The following is a 20,135-nucleotide window of genomic DNA, read 5'->3' as shown; positions in this document are numbered from 1 at the left end:
ACGGTCCGGGGCCACGGACGACGGGAGGAACTAGCTCCAGCTGGCGTGCAGCGGCTTGCCCTCGGCGTAACCGGCGGCGGACTGGATGCCGACCACGGCCTTCTCCTCGAACTCCGCGAGGGAGCCGGCACCGGCGTAGGTGCACGAGGAGCGGACGCCCGCGATGATCGAGTCGATCAGGTCCTCGACACCCGGGCGGGCCGGGTCGAGGAACATGCGCGAGGTGGAGATGCCCTCCTCGAACAGGCCCTTGCGGGCACGGTCGTAGGCCGACTCCTCGCTCGTGCGGTTCTGCACCGCGCGGGCGGAGGCCATGCCGAAGGACTCCTTGTACAGGCGGCCGTCGGCGGACTGCTGGAGGTCGCCCGGGGACTCGTACGTACCGGCGAACCAGGAGCCGATCATCACGTTGGACGCGCCGGCGGCCAGCGCCATCGCCACGTCGCGCGGGTGACGGACACCGCCGTCGGCCCACACGTGCTTGCCGTACTTCTTCGCCTCGGCCGCGCACTCCAGCACCGCGGAGAACTGCGGGCGGCCCACGCCGGTCATCATGCGGGTGGTGCACATGGCGCCGGGGCCCACACCGACCTTGATGATGTCCGCGCCGGCGTCGATGAGGTCCTTGACGCCCTCGGCGGCGACGATGTTGCCCGCCACGATCGGGACCTGCGGGTCCAGGGCGCGGATGGCCTTGATCGCGTTGATCATCGACTCCTGGTGGCCGTGCGCCGTGTCGATGACGAGCGTGTCCACGCCCGCGTCGAGCAGCTGCTTGGCCTTGGCCACGAAGTCGCCGTTGATGCCGACGGCGGCCGCGATGCGCAGCTTGCCGTTCGCGTCGGTGGCCGGGGTGTAGAGCGTCGCGCGCAGGGCGCCCTTGCGGGTGAGGATGCCGACGAGCTTGCCGTCCTTGTCGACGGCCGGGGCCATCTTGCGGTGGCCGGCGTCGAGCTGGTTGAAGGCCTCGCGGGCGTCCATGTCGGCGTCGATGAGCAGCAGCTCCTTCGACATGACCTCGGAGAGCTGGGTGAAGCGGTCGACACCGGTCAGGTCGTGGTCGGTGACGACGCCGACCGGGCGGCCCTCGGCGTCGACGACGACACCGGCGCCGTGGGCGCGCTTGGGCAGCAGGGACAGCGCGTCGGCGACCGTCTGGGTGGGCGCCAGCGTGATCGGGGTGTCGAGCACGAGGTGGCGGGTCTTCACCCAGGAGATGACATCGGTGACGATCTCGATCGGGATGTCCTGCGGGATGACGACGATTCCGCCGCGGCGGGCGACCGTCTCGGCCATCCGGCGGCCCGCGATGGCGGTCATGTTGGCCACGACGAGGGGAATGGTGGTGCCGGTTCCGTCGGGCGAGGACAGGTCGACACCCTGACGGGAACCGACCGCGGAGCGGCTCGGCACCATGAACACATCGTCGTACGTCAGGTCGTACGGCGGCTTCAGGTCATTGAGGAAACGCACGTGCTGAACATCCCAGTCGATCGAAGGATCCGTCTACGCCCCGGCAGGACAGCCGGGGAAACGCACGTACTTCATTCTCCCACGGCCTGGCGTTCACGCCGTCCGGGCTGATCGTCCAGGACATACCGGGCCGGGTGGTCTTTTCCTACGGGACCTTGGTCCCGGCGGGCCGGCTCCGGCGGTGGACGGGGCCGTGGCGCCGGGCCAGCGGGAGCACCGATCCGCCGTGCCGGACGGCCGTGAACTCGGCGGCGATGGCCAGCGCGGTCTCCTCCGGGGTGGCGCCGCCGAGGTCGAGTCCGATGGGTGAGCGCAAGCGGGCCAGGGCGGAGTCCGTGACGCCCTCGGCCCGCAACCGTCTCTCGCGTTCGGCGTGGGTGCGCCGCGATCCCATGGCCCCGACGTAGCCCAGGGGCAGCCGCAGGGCCAGTTCCAGCAGCGGTACGTCGAACTTGGCGTCGTGGGTGAGGACGCAGACCGCGGTACGGGGGTCCAGTCGGCCCGCGGCCCATTCGGCGGCCAGGTGGCGGTGCGGCCAGTCGACGACCACCTCGTCGGCGTCGGGGAAGCGGGCCGGGGTCGCGAAGACGGGCCGGGCGTCGCACACGGTGACCCGGTGGCCGAGGAAGGCGCCGATCCGGGCGAGGGCGGCGGCGAAGTCGATGGCTCCGTAGACGAGCAGCCGGGGCGGTTCGGCGGCCGATTCGACGAGCAGGGTCAGGGGCTGCCCGCAGAGCCCGCCGGCCGTCCCGAGCTCGGCGGTGCCGGTGCGCCCGGCCAGCAGCAGCGCCCGTACCTGCCGGGCGGCGGCCCGGTCCAGGTCGGGGCCGCCGGCCAGCCCGCCCTCGTAGGAGCCGTCGGCGTGGACGGCCAGCGCCCGGCCCAGTTGGGGCGCCGGTCCGCGCACGACCCGGGCGAGGGCGGCCCGGGTCCCGGTGGCGGCGGCGTCGAGCACCGAGCCGAGGACGGGCCGGACCGGGTCGCGGCCGCGCACCGGGGTGACCAGGACGTCGAGGACTCCACCGCAGGTCAGGCCTACGGCGAAGGCGTCGTCGTCGCTGTAGCCGAAGCGGTGCAGGCCGCCTTCGCCGGAGGCGAGGGCGTCGAGGCACAGCTCGTGCACGGCGGACTCGACGCACCCTCCGGAGATGGAGCCGAGCGCGGTGCCCTTGGCGTCGACGGCGAGGGAGGCGCCGGGGCCGCGGGGAGCGCTCCCACTGACGGCGACGACGGTGGCCAGTGCGAACTCGCGCTGCGCGGCGCACCACGCGCGTAGCTCTTCGGCGATGTCGAGCATCAGCGGATGTACTCGCGGCGCGGGGTCTGTCCGGGCAGGTGCGGGGTCTGTCCGGGCAGGTGCGGGCGGGGCGGCAGGAGGGCCGGGGTCGCCGGCCGGGCCGTGGCCTGTCTGGGCGGTGCCGCGGTCACGGCGGCCGACCGGGTGGGTCCGGGGTATCCGTCGGGCAGCCGCGGGCGCGCGCCGAGGAGTTTCGCGGCGTGGGCCACGCTGGCGAGGGTGGCGTGGTGGTGCCAGCCACGGAAGGAGCGGCCCTCGAAGTCCCGGATGCCCACGGGTTCGCAGGTCTCGGCGAAGTCGAGGGAGACGCGGTCGGTCAGTTTGGCGAGCAGGAAGAGCTGGGCGAGCGGCCGGTCCCCGATGTTGGTGATCCAGAACTCGGAGGGCAGCAGCGCGGTTTCGGTCCAGGCTCCGACCAGCAGCAGCGGGGTGGGCGGCGCGGGCACGGGGCGGTCCTCGCAGGGGGTGGCGAAGATCGAGGCCGAGGTGAGCAGGGTGACCGCGCCCTCGGCCCGGCCGTGCCGGGTCCATTCGACGACGCGGCGCTGGGAGCGCAGGGAGTCGATGAGTTCACGGGCGGGGGCGGTGTGCGGCCCGGGTTTGTACCGGCCGGCACCGCCGAAGGAGACGGGCAGCGAGCCGTCGACCTTGAAGACGAAGGGGATGTCCTGGAGGGTGAAGGACTCGATGCTCTGCGGGAGATCGCAGTTGGCGACCTCCATCACCACGGGCCTGCGCTGGAGTTGCCAGCTTGCGGCCATCCGCTGGACGGCGTGTACGGCGTCCTGGGCGGGGGTGAGGGAGCGGGCCGTGTCGGGGATGCCGGCCCGGCGGCGGCGCAGGAGTTCGCTGGTCCAGGGCCCGGGGAGGGTGAGGGTCCATTCGACCGGGAAGCTGGCCTCGCTGGAGGCGAGCCAGATTCCGCTCGCCTGCTGGCAGTTGGCGGTGCGGCCGAGCTGGGGGACGAACTGCCGGCCGACGCCGACGGAGCGGTCCCCCGCCTTCTCTATGACCATGGGCTGGAGCACCCAGGCCAGCGGGCGCTGTGCGGTGCGTTCGAGGTGCTGGGCGAGGGAGCGGCGGACCGGGGTCCAGTCCCAGGGGGACTTGCTGATGAACTGCTGCAGGCTCTGCTCGACGGAACTGGCCCCTGTTCCGGCGATGTTACGAATTGTTTTCTTCCCGGTGGTTCGCACCAGGCCGTTCAGATAAACGCGGGCCCAGTTTCGCTGGTCCCGCCGGGGTAATGATTCGAAGAGCAGAGAGATCAGTACGTCGATCAATTCGGAGATTTCCGTCGTGGAATCCTCCGGAAGAACTACGCGAGCCATCTGGGCCTCCCCCGCGACCAGCTAGATCCAATACCCTACTTGACCGTGCAGAACGGCCGTAGGCCCTGGCGGCTACTTCCTGAGGTCGCTGGCAGTTTCGAGCCGCTCTTCCTCTACCACGAGGGGGATGGGGATCTGGTTCGCCGCATAGTAGATCGCGATCAGGAAGTGGGCGACAAGTGTGAGTGGTGCGGAGTAGAAGGCCAGGAGCACGGTGAGGGGGTACGCGATGGCACCGAGGCCGAAGCGCACCCGCGTGGCGCGTGCGCCCTCCTTGTCGACCTGCTCGTGGAAGAGGTGGCCGACCCGGGTGACGTACCACCAGAAGGCCAGGAACGCCAGGGCGTAGGCCACGGTGACGCCGCTGTAGAGGACCGCTGCCGCGTTGGCGGAGCCGCCTTCCTCCATGAGGTGTTCGGCGAGGACATTGGTGGTGTAGGGGACCACCGATACCACCATCAGCACCAGGAGATTCAGGAACAACAGGGGGCGGTCCACCCTCCTGAGGTGACTGAAGATGGTGTGGTGGTTCACCCACATCACGCCGATGATGAGGAAACTCACGACGTAGGCGGCGTAATGGGGCCACTGTTCCCGGACTCCGTGCCAGAAGTCGGACCCGGTTTCTTCCGGAACCTTTAATTCCAGAACAAGGATCGTGATGATGACGGCGAATACACCGTCACTGAATGCCTCGATCCGCCCGGTTTCGTTTTCCATTGCCTCCCCTTTGCCATTTCCTGCATATATGCGGCTCGCGCGCACGTGCCGGGCCACACATACGGGGAGGGCGCGGCGGCGCCCTCCCCGCACACGCTACCCAGATTTCGGCCGTCAGCCGCCGAATCCGGCTGTCTGGCGCCAGATTCGGCCATCGCGGACGACAAGTGTCCCGAACGCGTGCTCCGGTTCACCGTTCAGGTTCATGATCGCCCGGTAGAAGATGGTGTCTTCGGTCTCGATGTACTCCTGGAGTTCCACGAGCGTGGGCTTCACCGTGAGATAGCCGGTGAACGTCTCGCGAACGGCTTCGATCCCCACCGAGACCCCCTCGAAGCGCAGCAGCACGGCGTCGTCGGTGTAGTTCTTCATCACCGCCTCGATGTCCAGGGCGGCCAGCGCCTCCATCTGACGGACGAACACCGGGTGCAGCTTGGAGATGTCGTACTTGGCCATGTCGACTCCGTTTCAACTGGGAGAGGTCCCCACGATGGGTGCCGTTTCGGGTGTTGTCGCAGGTGGGGCACAGGACTGGGCACTGCCGGCGAACGGCAGCCGAACGACCATCCGCGTCTCGCCGGGGCGCGAGCGCGCGGCGATCGACCCGTGGTGGCGCTGGGTCACGATGCGGTAGCTGAGGTGCAGCCCCAGGCCCGTGCCCTTGCCCACGTCCTTGGTGGTGTAGAAGGGTTCGAAGATCCGCGGCAGGGATTCCGCCGGGATGCCGCGGCCGGTGTCGGCGATCTCCACGACCATGCAGACGCCCTCGGCACGGGCGCGCAGGGTCAGGACGCCGGAGCCCTCCATGGCCTCGGCCGCGTTGTCGACCAGGTTGGTCCACACCTGGTTCAACTCGCTCGGATAGCCCGTCAGTTCGGGCAGTCCGGGCTCGTACTCACGCACGATGCTGATGCCGGCGAGCTTGGCACGCAGGACGACCAGCGTGTTCTCCAGCCCCTCGGTCACCCGGAAGCGCTGTTCGGGCGCCCGGTCGAGGTTGGCGTAATCGCGGGTGGCGGAGACGAGCTGGGAGATCCTGGGGCCCGCGGCCCGGAGCTCCGCCGCGAGCGAGCGGATCTCCAGCAGCGCCGCCAGGTGGTCCAGGGCCGGGGCCAGGGCCGGCTCTCCCACGCCTTCCAGCCGCTCCAGCAGCCAGGCCAGATCGAGTCCGAGGTCCGCGACCCCGGATCCGAGCAGGCCCGGCCGTTCGGTACCCGCCTCCTCGGCCCAGTCGGCGATCTCCTCCTCGGCGTCGGCCTGGGCGAACGGGTCGGTGGCCGCCGGCGGCGGCAGCTTGTCCAACTCGTCGGCGAGCCGGTCGAGCAGCGAGCGCTCCGCGCCCGAGGCGGCCGCGCCCCAGGCCTGGGCGGTACGCGTGAGCCGGTCCAGGGCGGGGGCCAGCTCCTGCGCGGCCCGCGCCACGGCCGCCGCCGGGTTGTTCAGCTCGTGGGCGAGCCCGGCGGCCAGGGTGCCGAGCGCCTCCACGGTGGCCCGCTTGCGGGCCTGCACCTCGGAGGACTTGATCCGCCAGGCCAGTACCGGGATCAGCACGGCGGCCACGCCGTGGCAGCGGGTGAGCATCTCGAAGAAGACCGGCTTCGGGTAGGCCACCACCGTGGTCGACGGGCCGCTGGCGGCCGCGGTGGCCACGTAGGAGCCGTCGGTCAGCAGGGGCAGTTCGCCGGTGAACCGGTGCGCGGCGGACGGCTTGCCGTCGTGCTCCTCGGCGGCGGCGCTCTCCTCCTCGGTCGAGTGCCGGGTGAGCACCTCCTCCCGGCCGTCGACGACCTTGGTGACGACCAGCCCGCCGGAGAGCAGGACGTGGAAGCCGGTGGCCTCCTCGCCGTCCCGGAAGAGGACGTCGCCGTCGGCCAGGATCCGGGGCTCGGACACCGAGACCAGCCAGTCCAGCTGCTCCTCGGTGATCCCGGCGAAGATCTCCAGTCCGCGCAGGGCCGACCGCAGTCGTGGGCCCGTCATGTCCGCCGCGCTCACGCGGTCCTCCCCTCGGCCCGGGTACGGGCGGCCAGTCGCAGGGTGGCCAGCAGGGCCAGCGCGCACACGCCGGCCACCGCGGCCATGAAGCCGACCGAAGTCCGGTGCAACCCGTGGATGTTGGTGAGCATCCCGGCGAGGACCGCCGGCACGCTCATCGCGAGGTACGCGAAGACGTATACGGCGGCGGTCAGTTCGCCGCGGTGCGCCGGCTGCGCGAGGGTGCTCAGCGCGCGGAAGGAACCGAGGAAGGCGGCCCCCCAGCCGCTGCCGAGGACGGCCGTGGCCACGAGGAAAACGGCCGCCGAGCGGATCCCCAGCGCGAGCAGCACCAGCCCGAGTCCGGCGAGGAGGCCGAACAGGCCGAGCACGGCGGTGCGCAGCGCCTCGGTGCGGCCGAGCATCAGCTGGGCGGCGGTGGCGGCGCCCGCGAGCAGGGCGACCGTGGCCCCGCCGACGAGGTAGTTGGTGGACTCCAGCAGCGACAGCGCCAGGTGCGGGCCGAGGGAGAGGTAGAAGCCGCCCACCGACCAGACGGCGACGATGGTCAGGACGAGGACGGTGAAGCGGCCCCGGGCGTCCGCCGGTACCCGGATCCGGTGCGGGACCACCCGGAAGCGGCCGCCGGCGCCGGGAGCGCTCTCCCGCATCCGGACCACGCCCACCAGGGTCACGGCGAACGCGCCGACCAGCAGCAGGTAGCTCAGCACGGTCGGCGCGGGCGCGAACTGGACGAGGAGTCCGGCCCCGAGCCCGCCGAGCCCGATGCCCACGGTGGGGCCCGCGCTGTTGACCTGGGCGCCGAGGGCGGGTCTGGACGCGGGGCTGAGCTCCAGCAGCGCCGCGCCCATCGCCCCGGTGGCCAGGCCCACGGCGAGCCCCTGGACGGCGCGGGCGGCCAGCAGCAGTCCGAGGCCCTGGGCCCCGGCGAACAGGACCATCGAGACCATGGCCAGGATCAGCGCACCGCCCAGGACCGGGCGCCGGCCCAGGGTGTCGGAGAGCGAGCCGAACAGCAGGAGCCCGGCCAGCACGGTGACCGCGTACAGGGCGAAGACGACCGTGATGGTGCCGGAGGACAGCCCCCACTCCTGCTGGTAGAGCACGTAGAGGGCGGAGGGCACGGAGGAGGAGAGCATCAGCAGGACCAGGACCGCGCCCACCACCCAGAAGCCGGAGCCTCTTGGCGCACTGGCCGCGGGCGCGGCTGGGTGCACGGTTACCCCCGTGGTCGTCTCGGATGTGTCGGCCACTGCGTCACTCAACTCCCCCGTGATGGGGCCCGCGGCGGGCCCCGTGGCGTGCACGTCTCGGGCTATCGGGCGAGAGCCTGCTCGGCCCTCTGCAAGGCTCGTGCCGTGAGGACCCCCACGAGATGACCGAGGTACTCGGCCGAGGTGCCGCGCCCGGGGACGAAGAGCTCCCTGGGTTCGGCGCGGAAGGCCGCGAGCACGGCCTCCGTGCCGTACGGACCCCCGCGCAGCCGGTCCTCGACGCCGCGCAGCCGCAGTGCGCGGGAGGTGGCCCCGGTGACGGCGATGCGCGGCCCGCCGGGGGTGACGCGTACGGCTGTGGCGCAGACCGGGTAGCGGGTGGCCCGGTCGGCGGTCTTCTCGAAGGCGGCGGCCGGCCCGGCGGCGGGCACCAGCAGTGCGGTGAGGACCGTACCGGCGGGTACGGGTCCGGCCGCGAGCTCCTCGGCCGGTACGGTGGACCGCCCGCCGGGGCCGGCCAGTTCGGCCACGGCGTCGGCGGCCATGGCGGCGACGGGCAGGTCGGTGGCCCGCCCGGTGGCGACGAGGTTGCCGCCGACGGTACCGAGGTTGCGGACCTGGGGGTCGCCGTTGGCGCGGGCCGCGGCGGCCAGCTCCGGGGCCTGCCCGAGCACCAGCGGGTCGGCGGCGAGCTCGGCGAGCGTGGTCAGGGCCCCGATCCGCAGCCGGGTGCCGTCGGGCGTGCGCGTGACGCCGCGCAGCTCCGCCAGCTGCCGGATGTCGACCAGCAGCGCGGCGCGGTCGGCTCCCGCGCGCAGGTCGGGCAGCAGGCTCTGGCCTCCGGCCAGGACCCGGGCGCCGCGCGTCCCGGACAGCAGGGTCAGTGCCTCGTCGAGGCCGGCGGGCCGGACGTAGTCGAACTCGGTGAGGATCACTGCGCTTCCCCTCTCAGGCGGCGCCAGACCTTCTCGGGTGTGAGGGGCATGTCGATGTGCTGGACGCCCAGGTCGGCGAGGGCGTCGACGACGGCGTTGACGACGGCGGCGGCGGGCGGGACGGTGGCGATCTCGCCGGCGCCCTTGGCGCCGAGCGGGTTGTTCGGGCTGGGCGTGACGGTCTTGTCGAGCGTGAAGAACGGCACGTCGGCGGCGCGCGGCAGGGCGTAGGTGGTCAGGTCGGAGCTGATGAGCAGGCCCTGTTCGTCGTAGACGGCGGCCTCCATCAGCGCCTGGCCCAGGCCGTGCGTGATGCTGCCCTCGATCTGGCCGAGGACGATCTTGGGGTTGCCGATGTGGCCGGCGTCGTCGACGGCGGTGTAGGCCACCACCTCCGTCTCGCCGGTCAGTTCGTCGATCTCGACGACGGCGACATGCGTCCCGAACGGGTAGTTGAACTCCGGCGGGTCGAAGTGGGTGGTCTCGTCGAGCGCGGGCTCGATCTCCGCGGGCAGCCCCCAGCCGTACCACATGGACATCGCCAGCTCGGCGAAGGTCTTGGCGTTCTGTTCGTTGCCCTCTTCGTGGACGCCGCCGCCCGCGTAGACCACCTTGTCCTCGGGGATCCCCAGGAAGACGGCGCCGGCCCGGATCAGCTTGCTCTTGATCTTGCGGGCGGTGAGGGCGACGGCGGGCGCGGCCATGCTGTAGGAGCGGGAACCGTAGGTGCCCTGCCCGTACGGGGCCTTCTGGGTGTCGCCCTCCAGGACCTGGACGGTGTCCGGGTCGATGCCGAGCTCGTCGGCGGCGACCTGTGCGAAGACCGTGCCGTGGCTCTGGCCCGTGGAGGCGGAGCCCACGATGACGGTGACCTCGCCGGTCGGGTGGACGCGGATGTTCGCGCTCTCCCAGGTGCCGCCGAGCATGCCCTCCTGGGACATCCGGGTGGAGGGGCCGACGCCGCAGATCGCGACGTAGGTGGCGAGGCCGACCCCGAGGCGCTTGCCGCGGGTGCGGGCCTCGGCCTTGCGGGCGGGCATGTCGGCGTAGCCCGACAGCTCGACGGCCTTGTCGAAGTTCAGCCGGTAGTCCCCGGAGTCGTAGGTCCAGCCGAGGCCGTTGTCGTACGGGAACTTCTCCTTCGGCACCAGGTTCTTGCGGCGGACGGCCGCCGGGTCCATGCCGATCTCGCCGGCGTACCGGTCGACGAGGCGCTCCATGAGGAAGGCGGCCTCGGCCCGCCCGCTGCCGCGCTGGGCGCCGAGCGGGACGGTGTTGGTGAAGGCGGCGTAGACCTCGCAGAAGGCGGCGTCGATGTCGTACATGCCGCTGATGGAGCGGCCCATCAGGGCGGTGGCGACACCGGGGCCGATCGTGGAGGGGTACGCGCCGAGGTTGGCGTAGCTGGTGCAGCGCACGGCGGTGATCCGGCCGTCGCGGGTGCCGGCGAGCGTCACGTGCTGGCGGTGGTCGCGGCCCTGGACGGTGGAGTTCATCAGCCCGGTGCGGGTGTCCACCCACTTCACGGGGCGGCCGAGCGCCTTGGACAGCAGCAGCACCAGGGGCATGTCGGGGTACAGGTACCCCTTGGTGCCGAAGCTGCCGCCGACGGTCGGGGCGATCACCCGGAGCTTGTTGAAGGGGATGCCGAGGACCAGTGCGGAGAGCAGGAAGCGGTGGTTGTGCGGGCCCTGCGTGGTGGCGTAGAGCGTGTACTCGCCGGTGACGGGGTTGTAGTCGCCGACCGCGCCGCGCGGCTCGATGGGGCTGTTGATGGTGCGCTGGTTGACCAGGTCGAGCTCGACGGTGACCTCGGCTGCGGCGATGGCCGCGTCGGTACGGTCCTTGTCGCCGCAGGTCCAGTACGCGTTCAGGTTCCCGGGGACGGCCTCGTGCAGCTGGGGCGCGCCCTCGGCGAGCGCCTCGTCGGCGCGGGTGACCACGGGCAGCGGCTCGTACTCGACGGAGATCGCGGCGAGCGCCGCGGTGGCCTGGCGCGGGGTCTCGGCGACGACCACGGCGATGGGGTCGCCCACGTGCCGGACGGTGTCGCCGGTGAGGACCGGGCGGGCGCCGGGAAGTCCGTAGGGGTGGGGCGGGAAGTGGCTCTCGACGCCGCCGGGGATCCAGATGCAGGGCAGCGGCATGACGTCGGTGAAGTCGGCGGCGGTGGCCACCTTGAGCACGCCGGGCAGCTGCTCGGCGGCCTTGGTCTCGATGGACAGGATCCTCGCGTGCGCCACCGGGCTGCCCAGGATGGCCATGTGGGCGGTGCCCGGCAGGTCGATGTCCGCCACGTACGTGGCCTCGCCGCGCAGCAGCTGCGGATCCTCGCGGCTGTCCAGCGGCTGTCCGAGGACGCCGCTCCCCGTGGCCGGGGCCTCCCCCGTCACTGCGGTCATGTCCCTCACACCTCCTGTCCGGCGGCGGAGCGGGCGGTCGCGCAGGCGCGCTGCACACCCCGTACGACGCTGTGGTAGCCGGTGCAGCGGCACAGGTTGCCGGTGAGCCACTCGCGGATCTCGGGCTCGGTCGGCGCCTCGCGGTCCGCGGTGTTCTCGACGAGTTCACCGAGGGCCATGACCATGCCGGGGGTGCAGAAGCCGCACTGGGTGCCGTGCTCCTGGCGCAGTGCCTCCTGGAGGCCGGACAGTTCACCGCCGCGGGTGGTCTCGCCCTCGATGGTGGCCACCTCGCCGCCGGCGGCGGAGGCGGTCAGGACCAGGCAGCTCTTGACGGACCTGCCGTCGAGGCGGACGACGCAGGTGCCGCACTGGCCGGTGTCGCAGCCGACCTTGGTGCCGGTCAGCCCGAGGCCGTCGCGGAGCCGTTCCACGAGCAGTTCGTTCGGCTGCGCCGAGAACTGCTCGGGTCTTCCGTTCACATTCAGTGTGATATCCATGCCAGCGCCTGCGCTTCCGTGAGCGGCCGGTTGAAAAGGGGCCCGCCGGGCTGTTGGAGAATTCCTCCGGAGTGCAACGGGCCGGTGTCCACGGGTGCGAATCCCAGATCCGTGATGATTCCCGCGACGATTTCCTTGGCTTTCACGTCGTCGCCCGCGGTGAAATGTGCCAGGCGCTCTCCGGGCGCGGTGCCGGCGACGGCGAGGGTTTCGAAATGCATGGTGTTCAGGGATTTCACGATCTGGGCGTCCGGGTACCACTCGGCGACCAGGTCGCTGGAGCCGCGCCCGCCGAGGTCGGCGGGGGTGCCGGTCCCGCCGAACGCGTTCGTGGCGTCCACCAGCACCTTGTCCTGCACGGCGTACGGCGGGAGCAGGCCGCGGACGCGTTCGAAGGGCACCATCAGCACCAGGAGTTCGGCCCGGTCGGCGGCCTCGGCGGGGTGCGCCGCCGAGGCCGCCCGGCCCAGCTCGGCCACGAGGGGGCCGAGGGTCTGCGGGCCCCGGGCATTGGCGAGGACGACCTGGTGGCCTGCCGCCACGAGGATCCTGGCCAGGGTCGAGCCGATCCGCCCGGTGCCGATGATGCCTGTCCGCATTGCCGCTCCTCGGGAATGGAGGTCTCGGTCGGTCTCGGTAGCGCTCTCAGTCCATGCCGATCCAGACCGACTTGGTCTGGGTGTAGCTCTCCAGCGACTCGGGGCCGCATTCGCGTCCGTAGCCGGAGGCCTTGTAGCCGCCGTAGGGCACGGCCGGGTCGTACTGGTTGTAGCAATTGACCCAGACCGTGCCGGCCTTGATCTGCGAGGCGACCCGGTGGGCGCGCCGCAGGTCCTTGGTGTGGACGCCGGCGGCGAGGCCGTACGCGCTGTCGTTGGCGATGCGTACGGCGTCCTCCTCGGTGTCGAAGGGGATGATCGACAGGACCGGGCCGAAGATCTCCTCCTGGGCGATCCGCATGCCGTTGTCGACGCCGGTGAAGATCGTCGGCAGGAAGTACAGGCCCTGGCTGGAGGCGCCCTCGGGGGTCCAGCCGCTGCCGCCGGTGCGCAGGATCGCGCCTTCCTTCTCGCCGACCTCGATGTACGAGCTGACCTTGTCGAACTGTCCGCGGTGGGCCAGCGGCCCGAAGAGGGTGGCCGGGTCGCGCGGGTCGCCGGGCTTGAGGCCGGCGGCCCGGCGAACCAGGCGTTCGACCATCTCGTCGTGGACGGGGCGCTGCAGCAGCAGCCGGGACCCGGCGGTGCAGATCTCGCCCTTGTTGTAGTAGATGCCGAAGAAGGCCAGTTCCTCGGCCGCGTCGAGGTCGGCGTCGGCGAAGACGATGTTGGCGGACTTGCCGCCGAGTTCCATCGTCACCTTCTTCAGCGTGCCGGCCGCCTTGCGGATGATCGTCTGGCCGACCGAGGTGGAGCCGGTGAAGGCGATCTTGTCGATGTCGGGGTGGCCGGTGAGGGTCTCGCCCAGTTCCACGCCCGGACCGGTGATGACGTTCAGCACCCCGTCGGGGATCTCCGCCTCCTGGAAGAGCTCGGCGATCTTCAGGGCGGTCAGCGGGGTGGCCGGGGAGGGCTTGTGGACCACCGTGTTGCCCGCCGCGAGCGCCGGCGCGATCTTCGTCATCGACAGCAGCAGCGGGAAGTTGAACGGGGTGATGGCGCAGACCACGCCCAGCGGTTCGCGCAGGGTGTAGGCGAGCTGGCCGCCGGCCGGGGCGCGCGAGGAGCCGTCGACCCGGGTCACGGCCCCGGCGTAGTAGTGCATGAGCTGGGCGGCCATGGGGGCGTCGACCGTACTGGAGAACGCGAACGGCTTGCCCATGTCCACGGTCTCCAGCAGGGCGATCTCCTCCAGGTCGCGCTCGATGAGCTCACCGACCCGGTTCAGCCGCAGCGCGCGCTCCTGGGCGGAGAGTCTGCTCCAGGGGCCTTCCTCGTACGCGTGGCGGGCGGCGGCGACGGCCGCGTCCGCGTCGGCGGCGGCGGCCTGGGCCACCGGTACGATCTCCTGCCCGTCCACGGGACTGATGTCCGGTTCGGTACGGCCGTCCTGGGCCGGGACCCAGGCGCCGCCGATGAACAGTTTCCCGGGGTTGGCGAGGGGCTGGCCGCTCAGCTCACGCTTGGTCATGGCTGCCTTCCGGTGTCGGGTGCGGGGGGCGGTACTAGCCCTTCGCGAGCTGCCGTAAGAAGGTCTCGGCGAGGGCCTTGGAGGAGTAGGGGTTCTGGCCGGTCGTCAGCTTGCGGTCGACGACCACGTGCGAGTCCCAGATGGCTTCGGCCTTCTCGTAGCGGGCGCCGAGCCGGGTCAGTTCGACCTCCAGGATCAGCGGGAGCCGGCCGGCCATGTTGGTGACCAGTTCCTCGCTGTGCGAGAAGGCCGTCATCCGGTAGCCCTCGAAGGGCCAGCGCCCCTCGCCGTCGCGCAGCGCGAGCAGCGAGGTGTGGCCGTGGCACACGGTGGCGAGCGGCTTGTCCTGGGCGATGACCCAGCGCAGGATCTGGGCGAGCTCGTCGGACTTGGGCAGGTCGCCGATGGCTCCGTGGCCGCCGCTGACGTACACGCCGTCGTAGTCCGCGATGTCCTTCTCGGTGAGGGTCTCCAGCGCGATGGGGGCTCTCAGCTGGGGGGTGTTCGCGATGACCCGGACGTACTCGGCGGCGTTGGCCGCGTCCTCGTCCGGCGAACCCTGGGGACGGACCCACTGGAGGAACTGGGGGTCGACGCTCGTCTGGTCGACCGTCGGCGCCCTGCCTCCGATCGTCGCCACGTCCACGTCGTGGCCGGCCGCTTCGAAGAGCGAGAAGGGCACGACGAATTCCTCGGCCCAGAATCCCGAGGGGTGCTGTTCACCGTCGAGCAGATGCAGTGTGGCTTTGGCCGTCATGACGACGAGAATCTTCATGATTCTCTCCTTGTTCTGGATTCGCTGCCGATTCAACACGCCACCCGCAGGGGGCGTAAGGGGGACGACGTCAGGCCCGCGATACTTCGTCACGTGCGTCCAACGCCGAGATGATGGTGCGGAATTCACCGACCAGGGGGTGGTCGGGGTGGGCTTCGGCAAATATGCGTTCCCCGTACAGAGCCGCCATTTCCGGCGAGTAGGGAAGGATTCCGGCCAGCGGCGCTCCGTAGACCGCCTCGGAGCGCCGGCGGGCCGCGTCCCGGTCGATGCCTTCGGGGGCCATGCTCAGTACCAGGGTCCGCCGGCAGGTCAGGCGACCGGCGAGGGCGATGGTCTCCTCGACCCCGGAGAGGTCGATCCGGTCGGCCCGAGCCATGATCATCAGTACGTCGGCGCTCGCCATGGCGGTCACCGACTCGTTGTTGAGCCCGGCGTGGGTGTCGAGCAGCAGCACGTCGAGGGCGTGGTGCGCGGCCAGCCGGTCGAAGCCCTCCGGCAGCAGGCCCACGTCGTAGCCCCCGCCCATGATCTCGCGCAGGGCGGCCGTCCCGGTCCGGGCCGGTACGACGTACAGGGCCCCCTGGCCGGGAACGGCGCCCGCCTGCTGGGCGGTGGCCTCGATCTCGCAGCGGCCGAGCAGGTAGTCGGTCAGGGAGGGGCCGGGTCCCAGCCGGAACAGCAGGTCCAGGGTGGGTGACTGGATATCGGTGTCGACCACCCCCACCCGGCGTCCCTCGGCCGCGAGGAGCAGCGCGAGGTTCGCCAGTACCGAGGACTTTCCCGTCCCACCGCGGTGCGAGTGCACGACGACGGTGCGGGTCATCTAGGCCACCACCCGGGTGCCGGTGCCGCCCGCGCGCGGCCCCCGCGCCGCGCGTGGCCGGTGCAGGGCCAGCATGGTGACGTCGTCGTGCTGTTCGGCGGTGCCGGTGTGCTCGCGTACCGCCAGGTCCATCCGGTCGACCACGTCCTTGCCGCTGACCGGTGGTCCGGCGAGCAGTTCCAGCATCCGGTCGTCGCCGAGGAAGCTGCCGTTCGGACAGCGGGCCTCGGGGACTCCGTCGGTGAACGCGAACAGGGTGTCGCCCGGGTCGAGCTGGGCGTAGCCGAGGGTGTAGACGCAGTCGGGCAGGATGCCGACGGCCGGGCCGGTGATGTGGAGGGCGACGGGCGGGCTGCCGTCGGCGGGCAGCAGGAGGGGCGGGTTGTGGCCGCCGTTGATGTAGACGAGGCTGCCGGTGAGCGGGTCGAGCACCCCGAAGAACAGGGTGGCGAAGTAGCCCTGCCGCAGGTGGTTGCGGGTGAGGTAGCCGTTGGTGGCGGTGACCGCGTTGAGCAGCGGGGTGGCGCCGACGACCGGGATCCGCCGGCTGCCGCCGGCGCGTCCGGCGACCAGGTGCTGCAGGCCGCTGTTCTGCGCGGTGTGCCGCAGCAGGGAGCGGATGAGCGCCATGAACAGCGCTGCTCCGACCCCCTTGTCGCAGACGTCGGCGACAACGAAGGCGAGCCGGCGGCCGCGGGAGAGCTCGAAGACGTCGTAGAAGTCACCGGCGACCTGCCGGGCGGGACGGAACCGCACGTCGATCTCCCAGCCGTCGGGGACGGGCATCGATTCGGGCAGGAAGCCCGCCTGGATCTCCCGGCCGATCTCCAGTTCCTTCTCGTAGCCCATGAGTTCGGCGCGGGCGTCGGCCTCCCGCAGGGTGCGGCCGAGTCCGGCGCGCTCCGAGCAGCTGTGCAGCCGGGCCCCGACGAGGGCGGGCAGGAAGGGCGGTACGAGGTAGTCGTGCCCGATCCGTACGTGCTCCTCCAGGGCGGCGAACTCCGTCACGGTCCAGACGACCACGATGGGGGCCCCGGCCCAGCGGCGCAGCCGGCGTACGGCCATCCGTACGGCCTCCCCGTCGGACTCGGCCGGGGCGAGCAGCACGTCCGCGACGGGCAGCAGTTCCAGTGCGCCTTCGCGCAGCTCCGTCAGGGAGCGGGTGACGAGTGCCGCGTCCATCGTCCGCAGAGCGTCGAGCAGCTCGGGCGGCGGTGGCGGGTACGCGTCGAGGATGATCACGGTCGTGGAGGGCATGGGTCCGTCCCCTCAGCCTTCACAGTCAGGGTGCTGGTGTTGCGGCCGTCCCTGTGCGCGTAGCCGAACTCGTCCACGCTGGTCAGTGCCAGGTGGATGCCGAGGCCGCCGATCCGCCGCTCCTCGGGAGGGACCCCGGGGGCGGGCGGCAGGCGGCCTTCGACGGGGTCGAAGGGGGGTGCGGAGTCCTCGATGACGATCTGCACCCCGCCCGGGCCGGAGCGGCCGCGGACGGTGATCCGTCCGTCGCCGCCCCGGTACCCGTGCATCACGACGTTCGTGGCCAGTTCGTCCACGGCCAGCCGGAGTCGGTAGGTGGCGCCCTTGTCCAAGCCCGCCGCTCCGGCCAGCCGCAGTACGAACGCGGCGATTTCGCCCAGTGCCCCCACCGTTGCGGGCACTTCCAGCACGCAGGACTTCCTCGCCAGTTCGACCATGTCAGTCACGGTGCTCACTCATCGGAGAGCAGGATGCTCCGGTCGAGCCCCGCGGTCCGGATGGTCCGGGACACGGGCTCGATGGCTCCGACCACTTTGATGGTGACGTCGTTCGCGACCTTCTGCTGGGCGAAGACCAGGGAGCGCAGTCCGGCGCTGGCCATGTAGCCGACGCCGGCCATCCTGATCTCGACGGTGGTGGTGCCGTGCCCGGCGGCCTTCTCGATGGTCCGGTGGAAGTCCGGCGCGGTCTTGGCGTCCAGCTCGCCCGTCAGTTCGATCACGGTGGTGTCGCCCTCGATGCTCAGGGACACGGAAAGCGGCATGTCAGGTCTCCTTCGGTCAGGGCGTGTCGAGGTCGTCGGGATCGTTCGTGCGGCCCACCAGGATCACCACCGAGCGCGGGCCGATCAGGTACTTCCCGGCGTTGTCCAGCTCCTGCTCGGCTCCGGGGGTGCGGATGTCGTACGGTGCTTCGGCCCCGGTGTCGGCGAACAGGTGCCAGCTGCGGCCTCCCGGCAGGGCGGGCAGTTCCAGGTCGTGCGGCTCCCAGTGGGCGTTCATGGCCACGTACACCACGTCGTCGTCCCCGGTGCCGCAGCGGGCCACCGCGATCAGCCGGCTCTCGGACGACCAGTCGGGCTGCCAGGCCCGCTCCCCGTGCCAGCTGATGTCCGGCAGGCCCAGGTGCTCGCGGACCTGGCCGGTGGGGTGGGCGGTGGAGCGCAGCTCGCGGTGGTGCTTGCGGAAGGCGATCATCTCCCGTGTGAACCGAAGCAGTTCGGCGTTGTCGTCGACCTGGTCCCAGTCGAACCAGGAGAGCTCGTTGTCCTGGCAGTAGGTGTTGTTGTTGCCCTGCTGGGTGCGTGCGACCTCGTCCCCGGCCAGGAGCATCGGGATGCCCTGGCTGGTGAAGAGGATCGCGAGGGCGTTCTTCATCTGCCGGGTGCGCAGCGCGTTGATCTCCGGGTCGTCGGTGGGTCCCTCGGCGCCGCAGTTCCAGCTGTTGTTGTCGTTGGCACCGTCGTTGTTGTTCTCGCCGTTGGCGTCGTTGTGCTTGTCGTTGTAGGAGACCAGGTCGGCGAGGGTGAACCCGTCGTGCGCGGTCAGGAAGTTGACCGAGGCCGCGGTGCCGCGGGTGGCGTACAGGTCGGGCGAGCCGGCGATCCGGGTGGCCAGTTCGCCGGTGACACCGGGGTCGCCCTTGAGGAAGCTGCGTACGGTGTCGCGGTACTTGCCGTTCCACTCGGCCCATCGGCCGTACGCCGGGAAGTTGCCGACCTCGTAGAGGCCGCCGGCGTCCCACGCCTCGGCGATGAGCTTGGTGTGCCGCAGGACCGGGTCGTAGGCGAGCAGTTCCAGCAGCGGCGGGTTGGGCAGCGGGGTGCCGTCCAGGGCCCGGCCGAGGATGGCCGCGAGGTCGAAGCGGAAGCCGTCGATGTGGTAGTCGGCGACCCAGTGGCGCAGGCAGTCGAGCACGTAGTTGCGCACGACGGGGTGGTTGCAGTTGACGGTGTTGCCGGTGCCGCTGAAGTTGAAGTAGTACCCCTCGGGCGTGAGCATGTAGTACGTGGCGTTGTCGAGCCCCTTGAAGGAGATCGTCGGGCCCTGCTCGTTGCCCTCGGCGGTGTGGTTGAAGACGACGTCGAGGATGACCTCGATGCCGGCCGCGTGCAGGTCCTTGATCAGGGTGCGGAACTCGTCGCCCTGCATGCCGTAGCGTCCGGTGGCCGCGTAGCCGGCCTTGGGCGCGAAGAACGAGACGGTGTTGTAGCCCCAGTAGTCGAAGAGCTGTTCGCCCGTCTCCGGGTTGGTGCGCGGGTTGTCGCTCTCGTCGAACTCGAACACCGGCAGCAGTTCGATGCAGTTGACCCCGAGTTCCTTCAGGTACGGGATCTTCTCGCGCAGCCCCGCGAAGGTGCCGGGTGCGGTGACCTGCGAGGAGGGGTGCCGGGTGAAGCCGCGTACGTGGGTCTCGTAGACGACGAGGTCCTCGGCGGGGATGCCCAGCGGGGTGTCGTCGCCCCAGTCGAAGTCCTGGAGGCAGACGCGGGAGCGGTACTGGTATCCGCGGCTGCGGTCCGGCTCCACGCCCCACACGTCACGGCCGGCGATCAGCCGGGCGTACGGGTCGGAGAGCACCTGCCGGGCGTCGAAGCGGTGGCCGGTGACCGGGTCGTAGGGGCCGTCGGCCCGGTATCCGTACTCGATGTTCTCGTGGTCGAGGCCGAAGACGGTCATGGCGAAGACGCTGCCGGTGCGGAATTCCTCGGGGAACTCCAGTTCGGCCATCGGCTCGGGTTCTCCGCGCTTGAAGATGACCAGGGTCATGGTGGTCGCCTGGTCGGAGAAGACGGAGAAGCTGACCCCGCCGGGGACCACGTTGGCCCCGAAGGGGAACGGTTTGCCGGCGCGGACGCGGTACCCGCCCACCTCGTGGGTCGGGTACGCGTCGACGCGCAGCACCTGCTCGGACCGGGTCTCGGTCATCGCGCTGCCTTGGCCTTCGCCTTGGCCTTGGCCGCCGCCGCGACGGCCTCGCCGGTCTCGAAGAAGTCGAGGAACCCGGTGGCCGACATGACGAACCGGACTTCCTCGCTCACCCCGTAGAGGGTGACCGCGACGCCGGCGTGCTGCGCCTCCCGGTAGACCACGAGCAGGGTGCGCAGGCCCGCGCTGGAGACGTAGGTGACCGCCGTGAGGTCGATCTTCAGCGGCTTGCCCTCGCGGACCAGCGGCAGCAGGGCCTGGAGCAGCGAGCCGGATGTCTCGCTGTTGATCTCGCCGGTGGCGACGAGCACGGTGCCCGTCTTGTTCCGGCGTTCCTTGACGTTGAGAGTCAT

At 71.0% G+C, this 20,135-nt stretch carries 19 protein-coding genes; all 19 read right to left on the bottom strand.

From position 1 onward, the window contains the following. Positions 1–30: 30 nt before the first annotated feature. Positions 31–1,473: a GuaB1 family IMP dehydrogenase-related protein gene (locus tag Sspor_RS33595; protein WP_202202447.1), complete on the bottom strand. Its 1,443-nt coding sequence runs from the start codon at positions 1,471–1,473 to the stop codon at positions 31–33. A gap of 145 nt (positions 1,474–1,618) precedes the next feature. Then, entirely contained in the window at positions 1,619–2,770 is a 1,152-nt protein-coding gene (locus Sspor_RS33590; protein WP_202202446.1) for an XdhC family protein, read from the bottom strand. After that, positions 2,770–4,101 (bottom strand): IS701 family transposase, encoded by a 1,332-nt coding sequence (locus Sspor_RS33585; RefSeq protein ID WP_202202445.1) that lies wholly within the window; start codon positions 4,099–4,101, stop codon positions 2,770–2,772. The genes Sspor_RS33590 and Sspor_RS33585 overlap by 1 nt, the downstream gene beginning before the upstream one ends. A gap of 72 nt (positions 4,102–4,173) precedes the next feature. After that, positions 4,174–4,821 carry a TMEM175 family protein gene (locus tag Sspor_RS33580; RefSeq protein ID WP_237404137.1) on the bottom strand — a complete coding sequence of 216 codons (648 nt, stop codon included), beginning with the start codon at positions 4,819–4,821 and terminating at the stop codon, positions 4,174–4,176. A 114-nt stretch (positions 4,822–4,935) separates the two neighbouring features. Next, on the bottom strand, positions 4,936–5,277 hold the full coding sequence (locus Sspor_RS33575) for a nuclear transport factor 2 family protein (protein WP_030656331.1): 342 nt from the start codon (positions 5,275–5,277) through the stop codon (positions 4,936–4,938). Between the two features lie 12 nt (positions 5,278–5,289). Continuing rightward, complete coding sequence (locus Sspor_RS33570; RefSeq protein ID WP_202202444.1) at positions 5,290–6,816, bottom strand: ATP-binding protein; 1,527 nt, start codon at positions 6,814–6,816, stop codon at positions 5,290–5,292. Then, on the bottom strand, positions 6,813–8,069 hold the full coding sequence (locus Sspor_RS33565; protein WP_202202443.1) for an MFS transporter: 1,257 nt from the start codon (positions 8,067–8,069) through the stop codon (positions 6,813–6,815). The genes Sspor_RS33570 and Sspor_RS33565 overlap by 4 nt, the downstream gene beginning before the upstream one ends. A gap of 62 nt (positions 8,070–8,131) precedes the next feature. Next, the gene (locus tag Sspor_RS33560; RefSeq protein ID WP_202202442.1) at positions 8,132–8,965 is read right to left on the bottom strand and encodes an FAD binding domain-containing protein; all 834 of its coding nucleotides are present in this window, start codon (positions 8,963–8,965) and stop codon (positions 8,132–8,134) included. After that, positions 8,962–11,367, bottom strand: a complete 2,406-nt coding sequence (locus tag Sspor_RS33555; RefSeq protein WP_202202441.1) for a xanthine dehydrogenase family protein molybdopterin-binding subunit — start codon at positions 11,365–11,367, stop codon at positions 8,962–8,964. Before Sspor_RS33555 ends, Sspor_RS33560 begins: the two co-directional genes overlap by 4 nt. 5 nt (positions 11,368–11,372) lie before the next feature. Beyond that, positions 11,373–11,849, bottom strand: a complete 477-nt coding sequence (locus Sspor_RS33550; protein ID WP_308295805.1) for a (2Fe-2S)-binding protein — start codon at positions 11,847–11,849, stop codon at positions 11,373–11,375. Positions 11,850–11,851: 2 nt separating this feature from the next. Beyond that, positions 11,852–12,466: an NADPH-dependent F420 reductase gene (locus Sspor_RS33545; RefSeq protein WP_202202439.1), complete on the bottom strand. Its 615-nt coding sequence runs from the start codon at positions 12,464–12,466 to the stop codon at positions 11,852–11,854. A 46-nt stretch (positions 12,467–12,512) separates the two neighbouring features. Next, positions 12,513–13,997 carry an aldehyde dehydrogenase family protein gene (locus tag Sspor_RS33540; RefSeq protein ID WP_202202438.1) on the bottom strand — a complete coding sequence of 495 codons (1,485 nt, stop codon included), beginning with the start codon at positions 13,995–13,997 and terminating at the stop codon, positions 12,513–12,515. 34 nt (positions 13,998–14,031) lie between these two features. Then, positions 14,032–14,772 carry a type 1 glutamine amidotransferase domain-containing protein gene (locus tag Sspor_RS33535; RefSeq protein WP_202202437.1) on the bottom strand — a complete coding sequence of 247 codons (741 nt, stop codon included), beginning with the start codon at positions 14,770–14,772 and terminating at the stop codon, positions 14,032–14,034. A 70-nt stretch (positions 14,773–14,842) separates the two neighbouring features. Beyond that, entirely contained in the window at positions 14,843–15,598 is a 756-nt protein-coding gene (locus tag Sspor_RS33530) for a MinD/ParA family ATP-binding protein (protein ID WP_202202436.1), read from the bottom strand. Continuing rightward, a complete protein-coding gene (locus Sspor_RS33525; protein ID WP_202202435.1) occupies positions 15,599–16,855 on the bottom strand; it encodes a PP2C family protein-serine/threonine phosphatase in 1,257 nt (418 codons plus the stop codon). After that, positions 16,837–17,292, bottom strand: a complete 456-nt coding sequence (locus Sspor_RS33520; protein WP_237404420.1) for an ATP-binding protein — start codon at positions 17,290–17,292, stop codon at positions 16,837–16,839. Before Sspor_RS33520 ends, Sspor_RS33525 begins: the two co-directional genes overlap by 19 nt. Positions 17,293–17,306: 14 nt before the next feature. Beyond that, positions 17,307–17,618 (bottom strand): STAS domain-containing protein, encoded by a 312-nt coding sequence (locus Sspor_RS33515; protein ID WP_202202434.1) that lies wholly within the window; start codon positions 17,616–17,618, stop codon positions 17,307–17,309. A 16-nt stretch (positions 17,619–17,634) separates the two neighbouring features. Further along, a complete protein-coding gene (gene glgX / locus Sspor_RS33510; protein ID WP_237404136.1) occupies positions 17,635–19,782 on the bottom strand; it encodes a glycogen debranching protein GlgX in 2,148 nt (715 codons plus the stop codon). Beyond that, entirely contained in the window at positions 19,779–20,135 is a 357-nt protein-coding gene (locus Sspor_RS33505; RefSeq protein WP_202202433.1) for an STAS domain-containing protein, read from the bottom strand. Before Sspor_RS33505 ends, glgX begins: the two co-directional genes overlap by 4 nt.

Source organism: Streptomyces spororaveus (genome assembly GCF_016755875.1).
Lineage (GTDB): Bacteria > Actinomycetota > Actinomycetes > Streptomycetales > Streptomycetaceae > Streptomyces > Streptomyces spororaveus.
Note: the sequence above shows the minus strand (reverse complement) of the source record. Positions and strands in the feature narration are given on the sequence as shown.